Source organism: Citrobacter amalonaticus (assembly GCF_002918555.1).
In the GTDB taxonomy this organism is placed as follows: Bacteria; Pseudomonadota; Gammaproteobacteria; order Enterobacterales; family Enterobacteriaceae; genus Citrobacter_C; species Citrobacter_C amalonaticus_A.
The window spans coordinates 151982-167601 of record NZ_PQMB01000003.1; the positions used below are offsets into that span (position 1 = coordinate 151982).

The 15620-nt window shown below is 55.4% G+C and carries 14 protein-coding genes; 9 read left to right on the top strand and 5 right to left on the bottom strand.

The genetic code is table 11. The features are described from left to right. The first annotated feature begins 6 nt into the window (after nt 1–6). The 5 genes from srlB (at nt 7) to gutQ (ending at nt 3421) form a co-directional block, all read left to right on the top strand. A complete protein-coding gene (gene srlB, locus C3432_RS13290) occupies nt 7–369 on the top strand; it encodes a PTS glucitol/sorbitol transporter subunit IIA (protein WP_103777092.1) in 363 nt (120 codons plus the stop codon). Nucleotides 370–386: 17 nt separating this feature from the next. Next, nucleotides 387–1166, top strand: a complete 780-nt coding sequence (gene srlD / locus C3432_RS13295; RefSeq protein WP_103777093.1) for a sorbitol-6-phosphate dehydrogenase — start codon at nt 387–389, stop codon at nt 1164–1166. 95 nt (nt 1167–1261) lie between these two features. Further along, the gene (gutM, locus tag C3432_RS13300) at nt 1262–1621 is read left to right on the top strand and encodes a transcriptional regulator GutM (RefSeq protein ID WP_103777094.1); all 360 of its coding nucleotides are present in this window, start codon (nt 1262–1264) and stop codon (nt 1619–1621) included. A 68-nt stretch (nt 1622–1689) separates the two neighbouring features. Continuing rightward, nucleotides 1690–2463: a glucitol operon DNA-binding transcriptional repressor SrlR gene (gene srlR, locus C3432_RS13305; RefSeq protein WP_103777095.1), complete on the top strand. Its 774-nt coding sequence runs from the start codon at nt 1690–1692 to the stop codon at nt 2461–2463. Continuing rightward, nucleotides 2456–3421 carry an arabinose-5-phosphate isomerase GutQ gene (gene gutQ, locus C3432_RS13310; protein ID WP_103777096.1) on the top strand — a complete coding sequence of 322 codons (966 nt, stop codon included), beginning with the start codon at nt 2456–2458 and terminating at the stop codon, nt 3419–3421. The genes srlR and gutQ overlap by 8 nt, the downstream gene beginning before the upstream one ends. On the opposite strand, the gene norR is transcribed toward gutQ, so the two are convergent. After that, nucleotides 3418–4935 carry a nitric oxide reductase transcriptional regulator NorR gene (norR, locus tag C3432_RS13315; RefSeq protein WP_103777097.1) on the bottom strand — a complete coding sequence of 506 codons (1518 nt, stop codon included), beginning with the start codon at nt 4933–4935 and terminating at the stop codon, nt 3418–3420. The two genes, gutQ and norR, sit on opposite strands and share 4 nt — an antisense overlap. A gap of 186 nt (nt 4936–5121) precedes the next feature. On the opposite strand from norR, the gene norV reads away from it, so the two are divergent. Both norV and norW read left to right on the top strand, forming a co-directional pair. Beyond that, nucleotides 5122–6570, top strand: a complete 1449-nt coding sequence (norV, locus tag C3432_RS13320) for an anaerobic nitric oxide reductase flavorubredoxin (protein WP_103777861.1) — start codon at nt 5122–5124, stop codon at nt 6568–6570. Next, nucleotides 6567–7700, top strand: coding sequence for an NADH:flavorubredoxin reductase NorW (norW, locus tag C3432_RS13325; protein ID WP_103777098.1), 1134 nt, complete (start codon nt 6567–6569; stop codon nt 7698–7700). Before norV ends, norW begins: the two co-directional genes overlap by 4 nt. A 77-nt stretch (nt 7701–7777) precedes the next feature. Here norW and hypF read toward each other — a convergent pair whose 3' ends face one another. From hypF to C3432_RS13340, 3 genes are all read right to left on the bottom strand, one after another. Next, the gene (gene hypF / locus C3432_RS13330) at nt 7778–10018 is read right to left on the bottom strand and encodes a carbamoyltransferase HypF (protein WP_103777099.1); all 2241 of its coding nucleotides are present in this window, start codon (nt 10016–10018) and stop codon (nt 7778–7780) included. 153 nt (nt 10019–10171) lie between these two features. Next, the gene (gene hydN / locus C3432_RS13335; protein WP_103777100.1) at nt 10172–10717 is read right to left on the bottom strand and encodes an electron transport protein HydN; all 546 of its coding nucleotides are present in this window, start codon (nt 10715–10717) and stop codon (nt 10172–10174) included. 144 nt (nt 10718–10861) lie between these two features. Continuing rightward, entirely contained in the window at nt 10862–11875 is a 1014-nt protein-coding gene (locus C3432_RS13340) for a LacI family DNA-binding transcriptional regulator (protein ID WP_103777101.1), read from the bottom strand. 262 nt (nt 11876–12137) lie between these two features. On the opposite strand from C3432_RS13340, the gene ascF reads away from it, so the two are divergent. Next, entirely contained in the window at nt 12138–13592 is a 1455-nt protein-coding gene (ascF, locus tag C3432_RS13345; RefSeq protein WP_103777102.1) for a PTS cellobiose/arbutin/salicin transporter subunit IIBC, read from the top strand. 22 nt (nt 13593–13614) lie between these two features. Next, entirely contained in the window at nt 13615–15039 is a 1425-nt protein-coding gene (locus C3432_RS13350; RefSeq protein WP_103777103.1) for a 6-phospho-beta-glucosidase, read from the top strand. Nucleotides 15040–15122: 83 nt separating this feature from the next. On the opposite strand, the gene C3432_RS13355 is transcribed toward C3432_RS13350, so the two are convergent. Next, complete coding sequence (locus tag C3432_RS13355; protein WP_103777104.1) at nt 15123–15587, bottom strand: OB-fold putative lipoprotein; 465 nt, start codon at nt 15585–15587, stop codon at nt 15123–15125. Between the last annotated feature and the right edge of the window lie 33 nt (nt 15588–15620).

Sequence of the window (15620 nt, forward strand, 5' to 3'; positions counted from 1 at the left end):
TCCGACATGACCGTGATTTATCAGACCACCATCACCCGTATCGGCCAGAGCGCGCCGGATGCGCTTTGCGATCGGATGCTGATTACCTTTCGTGAAGGCGCACCTGCGGATATTGAAGAGTTTTGCTTTATCCACTGCCATGGAGAGCTGCACGGCACGCTGCAACCCGGCGCACAGTTTGAACTGGGCGAACGCCGTTATCCGGTTACCGCGGTCGGGAGCGTGGCCGAACAAAACCTGCGGGAACTGGGGCATATCACCCTGCGCTTCGACGGACTGAACGAAGCAGAATTTCCGGGCACCGTCCATGTGGCGGGGCCGGTACCGGGCGATATCGCACCGGGCTGTATTTTGAAGTTTATCGCTTAAGGCTAAAGGAGAGAAAAATGAATCAGGTTGCCGTTGTCATTGGTGGAGGCCAGACCCTGGGGGCGTTCCTCTGCCGTGGGCTTGCTGCGGAAGGTTACCGCGTAGCCGTGGTCGATATCCAGAGCGATAAGGCCGTCAGTGTGGCGCAGGAGATTAACGCCGAATTTGGTGAAGAGATGGCGTACGGTTTTGGCGCTGACGCCACCAGCGAACAGAGCGTTCTCGCCCTTTCTCGCGGAGTCGATAAAATCTTTGGGCGTGTGGATCTGCTGGTCTACAGCGCGGGTATCGCCAAAGCGGCGTTTATCAGCGATTTTCAGCTTGGTGATTTCGACCGCTCGCTGCAGGTGAATCTGGTGGGGTACTTCCTCTGTGCGCGTGAGTTCTCGCGCCTTATGATCCGCGATGGTATTGAGGGACGCATTATTCAGATCAACTCCAAATCCGGGAAAGTGGGCAGTAAACACAACTCCGGCTACAGCGCGGCGAAGTTTGGCGGCGTGGGCTTAACCCAGTCGCTGGCGTTGGATCTGGCAGAGTATGGCATTACCGTTCATTCGCTGATGCTGGGCAACCTGCTGAAATCTCCCATGTTCCAGTCTCTGCTACCGCAGTACGCCACCAAACTCGGCATTGAACCACACGAAGTGGAGCAGTATTACATTGATAAAGTGCCGCTGAAGCGCGGCTGCGATTATCAGGACGTACTGAACATGCTGCTGTTCTATGCAAGCCAAAAAGCGTCGTACTGTACCGGACAGTCGATCAACGTAACCGGCGGTCAGGTGATGTTCTAAGGTGAAGATTGCCCGGTGGCGCTGTACTTACCGGCCTTCGCAGGCCGGTTCGGGCGCAGCCGCCATCCGGGGAATCAGTCAATAAGGAGTACAATATGGTATCGACACTGATTACCGTCGCCGTGATTGCGTGGTGCGCCCAGCTGGCGCTCGGCGGCTGGCAAATTTCTCGTTTTAATCGCGCGTTCGACAAGCTCTGCCAGCAGGGGCGGGTCGGCGTGGGGCGTTCCGGCGGGCGCTTTAAACCGCGTGTTGTTGTCGCTGTTGCGCTGGATGAAAAGCAGCGCGTGACCGATACGTTATTTATGAAAGGACTTACCGTATTCGCCAGACCAATGAAAATAACCTCGATGTTAGGGAAACATCTTGATGAATTAGAGCCTGATGTGATCTTTCCCCATGATCCTCTGGCGCGGAATGCACTATCATTGGCGCTTAAACTGAAACATGGGTAATTTCGTTGTGAATGCTAATAGCTTGCGAAATTATCATTTCGCAAATTTAATCCAAGGTAATCACGCCTATGAAACCTCGTCAGCGTCAGGCCGCGATTCTGGAACATCTGCAAAAACAGGGAAAATGCTCGGTTGAAGAACTGGCCCAGTACTTTGACACCACAGGCACCACCATTCGCAAAGATCTGGTCATTCTGGAAAATGCCGGCACCGTTATTCGCACCTATGGCGGCGTGGTGTTAAACAAAGATGAATCCGACCCGCCTATCGATCACAAAACGCTGATCAACACCCCTAAAAAGGCGCTGATAGCTGAAGCCGCCGTCAAATTTATCCATGACGGAGACTCCATCATTCTTGATGCCGGAAGCACCGTTTTACAGATGGTGCCGATGCTGGCCCGCTTTAGCAATATCACCGTGATGACCAACAGTCTGCATATTGTTAACGCCTTGTCAGAACTGGATAACGAACAAACCATCCTGATGCCCGGCGGCACGTTCCGTAAAAAATCGGCGTCATTTCACGGACAGCTGGCGGAAAATGCCTTTGAGCAGTTCAGTTTTGATAAACTCTTCATGGGCACCGACGGCATTGACCTTAACGCCGGGGTGACCACCTTTAATGAGGTCTATACCGTCAGCAAAGCAATGTGCAATGCCGCTCGCGAAGTAATTCTGATGGCTGACTCATCGAAATTTGGCCGCAAAAGCCCCAACGTTGTGTGCAGCCTGGAAAGCGTCGACAAACTGATTACCGACGCGGGTATCGACCCGGCGTTTCGACAAGCGCTGGAAGAGAAAGGAATTGAAGTGATCATAACCGGAGAAAGCAATGAGTGAAGCACTACTGAACGCAGGCCGTCAGACGTTAATGCTGGAGCTACAGGAAGCAAGCCGTCTGCCGGAACGTCTGGGCGATGATTTTGTCCGCGCCGCCAATATCATTATCCACTGCGAAGGCAAAGTGATTGTCTCCGGGATTGGCAAGTCGGGCCATATTGGCAAAAAAATCGCCGCGACCCTTGCCAGCACCGGCACTCCGGCCTTTTTTGTTCATCCAGCGGAAGCGCTGCACGGCGATCTGGGGATGATCGAAAGCCGCGACGTGATGCTGTTTATCTCTTACTCCGGCGGCGCGAAAGAGCTCGATCTCATTATTCCACGCCTGGAGGATAAAGCCGTCGCCCTGCTGGCGATGACCGGCAAGCCAGCCTCCCCGCTGGGTCTGGCAGCAAAGGCCATTCTGGATATTTCCGTTGAGCGTGAAGCCTGCCCGATGCACCTGGCGCCGACCTCCAGCACCGTCAACACGCTAATGATGGGCGATGCGCTGGCGATGGCGGTAATGCAGGCTCGCGGTTTTAATGAAGAAGATTTTGCCCGCTCACACCCTGCGGGGGCGCTGGGCGCGCGTCTGCTCAATAAGGTTCATCACCTGATGCGTCGTGACGACGCGGTGCCACAGGTTCAGCTATCCACCAGCGTGATGGACGCGATGCTGGAACTCAGCCGCACCGGGCTGGGGCTGGTTGCCGTCTGTGACGACCAGATGCAGGTAAAAGGCGTCTTCACCGACGGCGACCTGCGTCGCTGGCTGGTTGCCGGCGGCGCGCTCACCACGCCGGTTAGCGAAGCCATGACCCACAACGGCATCACCTTACAGTCGGAAAGCCGCGCAATCGACGCCAAAGAGATCCTGATGAAGCGCAAAATCACTGCCGCACCGGTGGTGGATGAAAACGGCAAACTCACTGGCGCCATTAACCTGCAGGATTTCTATCAGGCGGGGATTATCTAATCCTTCAGACCCAGACGCTTCGCCAGCCGGTGCAGGTTGGCGACGTCGGTTTCCAGCGCCCGCGCGCTTGCCGCCCAGTTGTGGTTATTTTGTGCCAGCGCACGGCGAATGATCTCCCGCTGGAAAGCGTCCGTCGCCTCCCGCAAACTATGGTTGAACGGTAACGCCTCCGCGACTTCCGGCGGCGGCGCTACCGTTTCCTCCTGTAAGGCAAAATGCTGCGCTTCCAGCACCACCTCCTCTCCCGCCCGGGTTGCCCTGGCGAGTACTACCGCACGATGAATCGCATGTTCCAGTTCGCGCACATTGCCAGGCCAGCCATAGCTCAGCAAATGGGTGCGGGCGCCGGGACTCAGTACCACGCGGGATAGCCCCAGCCGTAGCCGACACTGTTCGCAAAAGTAGCCCGCCAGCAGCACGACGTCCTCACCCCGTTCCCGCAGGGGGGGAACAGAAAGCGGGAAGACGCTCAGACGATGGAACAGATCAGCACGAAAGCGTCCGGCCAGCACCTCTTCACGCAGCTCCCGGTTGGTTGCCGCCAGCACGCGAACGTCAACGCGCAGGCTACGATCGTCACCTACACGCTGAATATCGCCGTACTGCAACACGCGCAGCAGCTTAGCCTGTAGCGCTAATGACAATTCACCAATCTCATCGAGGAACAGCGTGCCGTTATCGGCCATTTCAAATTTGCCGCTACGGTTGCTGATTGCGCCGGTAAACGCCCCTTTCACATGACCAAACAGCTCGCTCTCCGCAACGCTTTCTGGTAGTGCGGCACAGTTGAGATACACCAGCGGGTTCGCCGCTCGTGGTGAACCTTCATGAATCGCCTTCGCCACCAGCTCTTTCCCGGTGCCGGTTTCACCGCTGATTAAGACGTTGAGATCGGAACCCGCCACAATCTCAATCTCTTTTTTCAACTGCATCATATTGGGTGAAAGACCAATCATCTGCGTCTCTTTCACCTGCTCAAACGGGGGGAATGAACCCGGCAGCATGTTCTGGTTTTCCAGTTGTTCAATCAGCAGCGCATTGCTGAGTGCTCCTGCGGCGAGTGCCGCAATCAACCGAAGCTCCTCATCGCTGAAAATATCAAACTGATCCGGCGACATACCATCCAGCGTCAGCGCGCCAATCAGGTTTTGTCCGGCAAAGAGCGGCAGGCCGATACAGGCGTGCACCTTCAGACTCTCCTGCCCCGGAATCAGTCCGTCATAGGGATCAGGCAGGGAGCTGTCCGCAGGAAAGCGCACCACATCACCGGCGCGGGCGATAGCCTCCAGACGCGGATGCCCTTCCAGCGTGAAACGTCTGCCCAGCACATCGCGCGCCAGGCCATCAATCGCCAGCGGAATAAACTGTCTTGCTTCATAGCGCAGCAGCGCGGAGGCATCACACTCCAGTACCTGACGCAGGGTGGTAATCAGACGTTGAAAACGATCCTGATGACCGACACCGCGCTGTAGTTCAATAGCGATACCGGCCAGCACATCAACAGAAAAACTCATGGCAGCCTCATTGTCATTTTGACTATTCACATTGTCATATTGACAGCATCAGGGATAGTCATTTTGACTACCACTTAATAAGCATATGATTTTAATTCATTGAAAAATAACAAAATAAAAAACTGGCACGCAACCTGCAATCCACAATACAACTTTTTGGAAAACGCTGAACAAATTGAGGTTGCTATGTCTATTCTGGTTAAAAATAACATTCATTGGGTTGGTCAACGTGACTGGGAAGTGCGTGATTTCCACGGCACCGAATACAAAACGCTGCGCGGCAGCAGCTACAACAGCTATCTCATCCGCGAAGGTAAAAACGTGCTGATCGATACCGTCGATCATAAATTCAGCCGTGAGTTCGTGCAAAACCTGCGTAGCGAAATCGATCTGGACGCTATCGACTACATCATTATCAACCACGCGGAAGAAGACCACGCCGGTGCCCTGAGCGAGCTGATGTCTTGTATTCCGAACACGCCCATTTATTGCACCACCAACGCCATCGACTCTGTCAACGGCCACCACCACCATCCGGAGTGGAACTTCCACACCGTGAAAACCGGTGACTCGCTGGATATCGGTAACGGCAAACAGCTGATCTTCGTTGAAACCCCCATGCTGCACTGGCCTGACAGCATGATGACCTACATGACCGGCGACGCGGTGCTGTTCAGTAACGATGCTTTCGGCCAGCACTACTGCGACGAACACCTGTTCAATGACGAGGTGGATCAGACTGAGCTGTTCGAGCAGTGCCAGCGTTACTACGCCAACATCCTGACCCCCTTCAGCCGTCTGGTCACGCCAAAAATCACCGAAATCCTTGGCTTCAACCTGCCGGTGGATATGATTGCCACCTCGCACGGTGTGGTATGGCGTGATAACCCAACGCAAATCGTTGAGCTGTATCTGAAATGGGCGGCGGATTACCAGGAGGATCGCATCACCCTGTTCTACGACACCATGTCCAACAATACCCGCATGATGGCGGACGCCATTGCGCAGGGCATCAATGAAGTTGACCCGAACGTGGCGGTGAAAATCTTTAACGTCGCCCGCAGCGATAAGAACGAAATTCTGACCAACGTCTTCCGTTCTAAGGGCGTGCTGGTGGGCACCTCGACCATGAACAACGTGATGATGCCAAAAATCGCCGGTCTGGTTGAAGAGATGACCGGCCTGCGCTTTCGTAACAAACGCGCCAGCGCCTTCGGTTCCCACGGCTGGAGCGGCGGCGCGGTAGACCGTCTCTCCACCCGTTTGCAGGATGCCGGTTTCGGGATGTCGCTAAGCCTGAAGGCCAAATGGCGTCCGGATCTTGACGCGCTGGAAGTTTGCCGTCAGCACGGTCGCGAAATTGCGCGTGAGTGGGCGCTCGCTCCGCTGCCTGAACCCCGCGTAAAAGCAGCGGCGAAAGAGGAAGAATGCGCCTGCCCTGCGGCGACCGCAGCCGACCCCGGCCCCCGTATGCAGTGCAGCGTTTGCCAGTGGATTTACGATCCCGCCAAAGGTGAACCATTGCAGGATGTTGTCCCCGGCACGCCGTGGAGCGACGTGCCGGATAATTTCCTGTGTCCTGAATGTTCATTAGGTAAAGACGTGTTCGACGTGCTGGCAACGGAGGCAAAATGAGCCGGGGAATCATCATTATCGGATCGGGCTTTGCCGCCCGCCAGTTGGTCAAAAATATCCGTAAACAAGATGCGAATGTGCCGTTAACCCTGATAGCCGCTGACAGTATGGATGAATACAACAAACCCGATCTCAGCCACGTTATCAGCCAGGCGCAACGCGCTGACGATCTCACCCGTCAGCCAGCAGGTGACTTTGCCGAACAGTTCAATCTGCGCCTGTTCCCGCACACCCGCATTACCGATATTGATGCCGATGCCCACGTGGTGAAAAGCCGGGACAAGCAGTGGCAGTATGACAAACTGGTGCTCGCAACGGGCGCATCGGCCTTTGTGCCACCGGTTCCCGGACGTGAGTTAATGCTTACTCTGAACAGTCAGCAGGAGTATCGGGCCTGTGAAACGCAGGTGCGAGACGCACAGCGGGTGCTGATTATTGGCGGCGGCCTGGCTGGAAGCGAACTGGCGATGGATTTTTGCCGGACCGGTAAAGCGGTTACGCTGATCGACAACGCCGCCAGTATTCTGGCGTCACTCATGCCGCCGGAAGTGAGCAGCCGCTTACAGCATCGACTGACCGACAGCGGCGTGCATCTGTTACTGAAATCACAGCTTCAGGGGCTGGAGAAAACCGAATCCGGCATCCGCGCCACGCTGGATCGGCAGCGCACCATTGAGGTGGATGCCGTGATTGCCGCCACCGGGCTGCGTCCGGAAACCGCGCTGGCGCGCCGCGCCGGGTTGACCATCAATCGCGGCGTCTGTGTCGACAGCTATCTGCAAACCCGCAACCCGGATATCTGCGCCCTCGGCGACTGTGCGGAAATCAACGGCCAGGTACTGCCCTTCCTGCAACCGATTCAGCTCAGCGCAATGTACCTGGCGAAAAATCTGCTCGGCGGCAACGTGCCGCTGAAACTCCCCGCCATGCTCGTAAAAATTAAAACGCCGGAACTGCCGTTACATCTGGCAGGGGAAACCCAGCGTCGGGATCTGAGCTGGCACATCGTCACAGAATCCGACGGGATGGTTGCCAAAGGCATAAACGCCGAAGGCCAACTGTGCGCCTTCGTGGTGAGTGAAAATCGCATGAAGGAGGCTTTCGCCCTGCTGAAAACGCTCCCCGTGTAGATGACAGCGTGCCGGATAACGGCCACGACCGCTCCGGCCAGCTCAGAAACTCTCGGCAGGCCGGATAAGCCGTGCGCTCAGGCATCACCCAGCCAGCGCGCCGCGGCAATCACGCCCTGCCCCAGAGACAGGCCGCCATCCCCCGCCGGTAGCTGATGTGGAAACAGAAGTTTAAAATCAGCAAGATAAAAGGCCAGACGTGCCGACAGTAACCGGTTGTGCATCACTCCACCGCTGAACACCAGCGTCGTAATATTTAACATGGCAGCCTGTTCACGCATCAGAGCCGCAAACCCTTGCGCAAGCGCGTCGTGGAAGGCCCACGCCCTTTGGGCTGGTGTGGCCTGCCAGTTCAGCCACTGCTGCCAGAAAACGGCTAAATCGAGCTGGCTGGCGTTAAGCGGCAATGTGACCGGATGCTCAACGCCCGCGCATCGCGAGGCCAGCGCCTCCAGCGCACAGGCGGCCTCCCCTTCGTAACTGAGCGAAACTGGCGCGCAATCCAGCGCCGCCGCGACGGCATCAAACAAACGCCCACATGACGAGGCTAACGGCGCGTTGATTCCGCGCTCAATAGCACGCGCCAGGACGCGCCAGTTTTGCCTTTGCAGCACCGCCGTTTCCGGATACTGCTGCCAGTCGGGGACAAAGCGCATACACTGCGCCAGCCAGTTACGCCACGGCTGTTTTGCGGCGAGATCGCCCCCCGGAAGCGCCACGGCGGGTAAGCCACCGAGATGCTCGCATTCACGATAGTTGACCCGCAGGCACTCCCCGCCCCACAGCGCACCGTCCTCGCCCATGCCAATGCCGTCCAGCGTCAGGGCAAGAACATCCCCTCCGTTCAAGGGCCAGCCATGTTCAGCCAGGCACGCCGCCGCGTGAGCATGGTGATGCAGCACCCTGTCCGTCGGCAAATCCATTTCACCCGCCCACTGGCTGGAGACGTATCCCGGATGCGCGTCACAGACAATGCGTTGTGGCGTAAAATCATAAATATTCTGGGTCAGCCGCAGCGCGTCCCGCCACTGAGCCTGAATGCCGTCATCACTGAGATCGCCCAGATGTTGACCCATCACCGCCTGCTCACCGCGTACCAGACAGAAGGTATTTTTGAGATCGGCCCCCAGACACAGCACTGGAGGCACATTCTGAAAACCCGGCGGCAGCGCCAGGGCATCCGGCACATAGCCCCGCGAACGACGCAGCATCTCCCCGCTGGCCCGCACCACGGAATCGTCCATGCGCTGCACAATATCGCGGTTATGTAACAGATAACCGTCTGCAATATCCCGCAAATCTGCCAGCGCCTGTTCGTTGCCGATCGCCGGCGGTTTGCCGCTAAGATTGCCGGAGGTCATCACCAGCGGGCAGTTCATGGCCTGTAACAACAGATGCTGCAATGGATTTGCGGGCAGCATCACGCCGACCTCCGTAAGCCCTGGCGCAATGCCCTCGCACAGGGAGGCAACATACCGTTTATCAACCAGCACGATCGGTGCCGCGGGCGTGGTCAGTAACCGACGTGCCGCTTCCGGCAACGCTTCTGCGTCAGGCAACATGACCGCCAGCGGTTTCGCCGGACGACGCTTACGCGCGCGCAGGAGAGCCACGGCGTCACCGTTGCGCGCATCGCAGACCAGATGAAATCCGCCGATACCTTTGACCGCGGCAATGCCGCCCTCTTTCAGTAACGCAACCGCCGCCTGTAGCGCCGCCTCTTTTTCTGCCTTTGTATCCGCACTCAGCCATTCCAGGTGCGGACCACACGCCGGGCAGGCGACAGGCTGAGCGTGGAAACGCCGGTCATACGGATCCCGATACTCTTTATCACATTGCGGACAAAGCGGAAAAGACGCCATCACCGTAAACGGACGGTCGTAAGGCATGGCGCGAATAATAGTGAAGCGCGGACCGCAGTGGGTACAATTGATGAAGGGATAACGATAGCGCCGCTCGCCAGGCGTATTCATCTCGACCAGGCAGGCGGGACAGGTCGCCGCATCGGGAACGATTTGCGTATTCATCGTGCCGCCAGCGCTCTGACGAATGACGAAATCAGCAGGCGGTTGCGCCCACACAAACGATTCGCCTTCAACGCTGTCGATACGCGCCAGCGGCGGGCAGCGCAGATGCAGTTCGGCAATAAATTCCGCCGGTTCTTCCAGCAACCTCACCACCACACCGTCACCGTCATTACACACATCGCCATGCAGCCCAAGCTGCTGCGCCAGCTGCCAGACAAAAGGACGAAAACCAACGCCCTGCACCTTACCGCGGATGCGAAGCTGTACGCCGGAGTGGTTGTTTATTGCCATGATGAATTCCCGCGGTCATGTTTCCCTGAAACGTTCGATTGCCGGATAGCGGCTTCGCTTATCCGGCCTGCGCTGTCTGTCCTCACCGGCCCGATAAGGCAAAGCCGCCATCAGGCATAATGAACGGAGCCATTTTACGCGGATTTTCAGAGATCAGAAAAGCAAAGACGCCGTCGGATCCAGCGCCGCACGGCGACGTTTTTGCGCACTGAGCTGCTCGAGCGTGTTGCGATCAACACAAATCAGGGCGTGAGTCGGGCAGGCTTCCATGCAGGCCGGACCCGCTTCGCGGTGGTGGCACAGGTCGCACTTATTTGCTTCCGCTTTTTCCGCACGCACGTTCAGCCCGGCACCGCTGTTACGCACAACCGGACGCACAACGACCTCCATCGCACCGTAAGGACATGCCACGACGCAGGTTTTACAGCCAATACAGCGCTCCTGCATGACATGGACAAAGCCTTTATCACGGCTGATGGCACCGTTCGGGCAGACGTTCGCGCAAGGTGCGTCTTCGCACTGGCGGCACAACGTGGCGGTGGAGACGTTAACACCTTTAATCACATGGATACGCGGTAAAAAGGTTTCAGGGGTCAGTGACGCGCAGTCCTGGTTTTCCTGATGGGATACCACGCAGGCCACTTCACAGGTACGGCAACCAATGCATTTATTGGCGTCTGCAATGATGAAACGGTTCATCAAATTCTCCAGCAATGACGGATGATGTACCGACGTATTCATAAATCATGCCAGTTTTTAATGCATTGTTATTTAAACACTTTGATTTTAAATAATGCCGTGAGAAGGTGTCATCGTCACTAGTGACGATGACAAATGACAACCTTAGCGTGGCGATGGCGGTACAACGGAATCCCGGAAGATAAGCGTGCCGGTGAAATTTTTCGCCGGGGTGTACGCGCCACTATCGAGCATGAAAATGAGTCGACCAATCGTCTCCTGGATCATTTCCGTCACCGGAATTTTAACGCTGGAAAGTGCCGGAATGGTGTAAGGCGCCATCGCGATATCATCAAAGCCAATAACAGAAACCTGCTCAGGCACGGCAATTTTGCGCTCGTGCAGCTGCTTCATTGCCCCAATCGCCATATCGTCGTTACTGGCCACCAGCGCCGTGAAGTTAACGCCGCGTGAAAGCAACGTCCCGACCCCTTCTGCGCCGCTGGCTGGCGTCCACTTACCGTTCACAATCCGCTCACTATTGAGTGGGATACCGTGATGTACCAGCGCATCTTTGTAGCCAGAGAGACGCTCAACCCCGGTCGGAGAATCCATCGAACCGGTAATGAAAGCAATCTCCCGATGCCCTTTGGCGATAAGCTCCGCCACCGCGTTGAAGCTGGTCTGTTTATGATCGCACCAGACGCTATGGCTGCTGTTTTTACGGAGTCGACGGTTCAGCACCATAATCGGCTGGGGATGCGTGTCGATAATGTCGTCTATCTCATCAACGCTGAGAAAGCGCGGGTAGATCATAATAGCGTCACAGCGTAAATCCAGCAGATACTGAATTGCCTCACGTTCCTCTTGCGCGCTGTGCTTACCATCCGCCAGCAATAGCTGCCGTCCTTTGTCTTCCGCCATCCGCGCAGTATGAAATAACAGCTCGCTAAAATAGACGCCATAATAAAGGGTATTGGTCACCACCAGTCCCAGCGTCTGGGTGCTCTTTGCCGCCAGGTTGCGCGCCAGCAAATTGGGGCGATAACCACTCTCCTCGATCGCCTGAAACACCCGGTCTTTGGTCTCCTGGCTGACGTAACCGTTACCAGAAAGCACCCGGGAAACCGTTGCTTTCGACACTCCGGCACGCTTTGCCACCTCCAGCATCGTCGTCATATTACTCATCCATTTACGCTTAATGAAGCGCAGTGTACTGCACCGTTTCGTCATTGTCCCTGATGGTCATTCAGCCCTGAAAATCACAAGTGACTGAAATCACATTTATTAAAAAATATTAATTTTTATCTTGCCATTAAATAACAAACTATTCATGATTTTGTGGAACCGGTTTCTCATATGCTTTCATCATCCCCGGAATGCACACTAACCGGATGGAAAAATAAAACGTACCTTACAAATAAAACAGGATAAAAATCCTATGTCCAAGAATTATGCAGCGCTGGCGCGCTCCGTAGTGACGGCTCTGGGCGGCGTCGACAATATCATCGCAGTCACTCACTGCATGACGCGTCTGCGTTTCGTTATCAAAGACGATTCTCTGGTGGACAGCGCCACGCTGAAAACCATTAGCGGCGTGCTTGGCGTGGTTCGTAATGACAACCAGTGCCAGGTGATCGTCGGCAATACCGTCTCGCAGGCATATCGCGAGGTCGTCAGCCTGCTACCGGGCGAAATGCAGCCCGCAGAGCCTGTTGGCAAGCCAAAGCTGACGATAAAACGAATTGGCGCAGGGATCCTTGATGCGCTGATCGGCACAATGTCACCACTGATCCCCGCGATTATCGGTGGATCGATGCTGAAGCTGCTGGCGATGATCTTCGAGATGACCGGTCTGCTTGAGAAAGGTTCTTCGACGTTAACTATCCTGACGGTGATTGGCGATGGCGCATTTTTCTTCCTGCCGCTGATGGTTGCCGCGTCAGCCGCGATTAAATTCAAAACCAATATGTCGCTGGCCATTGCTATCGCGGGCGTGCTGGTTCATCCAGGTTTTATCGACCTGATGGCCAGAGCGGCGCAGGGTGAGCACGTGGAGTTCGTGCTGATCCCGGTCACCGCGGTGAAGTACACTTATACCGTGATCCCGGCGCTGGTCATGACCTGGTGCCTCTCTTATATCGAACGCTGGGTGGACAGCATCACCCCGGCGGTCACCAAGAACTTCCTGAAGCCAATGCTGATCGTCCTGATCGCCGCCCCGCTGGCCATTGTGCTGATTGGGCCGATTGGGATCTGGATCGGTAGCGCGATTTCTGCGCTGGTTTACACCATCCACGGCTATCTGGGCTGGCTTTCTGTCGCCATCATGGGTGCGCTGTGGCCGCTGCTGGTGATGACCGGGATGCACCGCGTCTTTACGCCAACCATCATCCAGACCATTGCCGAAACCGGCAAAGAAGGCATGGTGATGCCATCAGAAATCGGTGCCAATCTGTCGCTCGGTGGTTCATCGCTGGCGGTGGCATGGAAAACGAAAAATCCGGAACTGCGTCAGACAGCACTGGCCGCGGCGGCCTCGGCTATCATGGCGGGGATTTCAGAACCTGCGCTCTACGGGGTGGCAATACGCCTGAAACGCCCGCTGATTGCCAGCCTTATCAGCGGCTTTATCTGCGGCGCGGTCGCCGGTATGGCGGGTCTTGCCAGCCACTCGATGGCGGCTCCCGGCTTGTTTACCAGCGTACAGTTCTTCGATCCGGCAAATCCAATGACCATCGTCTGGGTGTTTGGCGTCATGGCGCTGGCCGTCGTGCTGTCATTTATTCTGACGCTGCTCCTCGGCTTTGAAGATATTCCGGTCGAAGACGCCGCCGCACAGGCCAGAAAAAATCAGGCAGCACAAACCGGTACGGTAAATGGGGCCAGCGTCTGACTGGCATTAATAGAGGTTGACTATGTCTGTATTTCCGCAAGGATTTTTATGGGGCGGCGCACTGGCCGCCAACCAGTCTGAAGGAGCGTATCAGGAAGGTGGCAAAGGATTGACCACTGTCGATATGATCCCACACGGTGAACACCGGATGCCGGTAAAGCTGGGGCTGGAAAAACGCTTTCAACTGCGGAATGACGAATTTTACCCAAGCCATGAGGCGATCGATTTTTATCATCGTTATAAAGACGATATTGCCCTGATGGCAGAAATGGGATTTACCGTTTTTCGCACCTCAATCGCCTGGAGCCGTCTCTACCCAAACGGCGATGAACTCACACCTGACGAGGACGGCATTGCGTTTTATCGCGCCGTGTTTGCTGAGTGTAAAAAACACGGTATCGAGCCACTGGTGACGCTGTGCCACTTTGATGTGCCGATGCATCTGGTCACGGAGTATGGCTCCTGGCGTAACCGCAAAATGGTGGAGTTTTTCACCCGCTATGCGCGCACCTGCTTTGAAGCCTTTAATGGTCTGGTGAAATACTGGCTCACCTTCAACGAAATCAACATCATGCTGCACAGCCCCTTCTCCGGTGCGGGTCTGGTATTTGAAGAGGGTGAAAACCAGGATCAGGTGAAATATCAGGCGGCGCATCATGAGCTGATCGCCAGCGCCCTGGCGACAAAAATCGCCCATGAAGTGGATCCGCAAAACCAGGTTGGCTGCATGCTGGCGGGCGGTAATTTTTATCCTTACTCCTGTAAGCCGCAAGATGTCTGGACGGCGCTGGAGAAAGATCGCGAAAACCTGTTTTTTATCGACGTGCAGGCGCGTGGCGCGTATCCGGCCTACTCTACCCGCGTGTTTCGTGAGAAGGGCGTGGTGATTGAGCAAGCCCCGGAAGACGACGCGATCCTGAAAAATACCGTTGATTTCGTCTCTTTCAGCTACTACGCATCCCGCTGCGCCTCTGCGGATATGAACGCCAATAACACCAGTGCCGCCAACGTGGTGAAATCGCTGCGCAATCCGCACATTGAGGTCAGTGAATGGGGCTGGGGCATTGACCCGCTCGGTCTGCGCATCACGATGAATATGATGTATGACCGCTATCAAAAACCGCTGTTTCTGGTCGAAAACGGTCTTGGCGCAAAAGATGAGATAGATTGCAACGGCGAGATCAATGACGATTATCGTATCAGCTATCTGCGGGAACATATCCGTGCCATGGCCGACGCAATTGAAGATGGCGTGCCGCTGATGGGTTACACCACCTGGGGTTGTATCGATCTGGTTTCGGCTTCCACCGGCGAAATGAGCAAACGCTACGGCTTTGTATACGTTGATCGCGACGACGCGGGTAACGGCACGCTGGCACGTAAACGCAAAAAATCGTTCTGGTGGTATAAGAAAGTGATTGCGAGCAACGGGACCGATCTGGAATAACAATGTTGCCGGATGACGGATGACGCCGCCATCCGGCAACACGTATTATTCAGAATATATATTCCCGCTGGCTGTCATCATTTTTATTGCACAACTTTAGGATTTTGCAGCACCGGCAAAGGCGCTTCGCCCAACGCGTGGACCTGACCAATAATTGTCGCGCTCCGGCCAATCTGTAATGACTCAACATTCGTACTATTATGGGAGCCAAACTGGAACTGAATCACTTTGTTCGTTTTATTATTTTCGTCTTTCAGGCTGACAAGATAAGAATAAGCATTGGAAATACCATTAACTTTACGAATATCAGCAACAACGCCCCGCAATTTCACCCATTCACCAAGATAATTCTTATTCGCCTTAACGGGATTCAAGGTATAGGGCGCGACAAAATCAGCGACGGACAAGGTTGGCATTGACGCAGCTGACGACTCCCCCGGTTGAAATAATCTGTCTCCCGCAGAGAAGAACGCATCAGCCGCCGTCTCACACCCGCTAAGAAGAGAGGAAATAATAATTAAATTCACCAAACGAATACCTGAACGCATAAATAGCTCCTTTATATTAATTTTCCGTATATT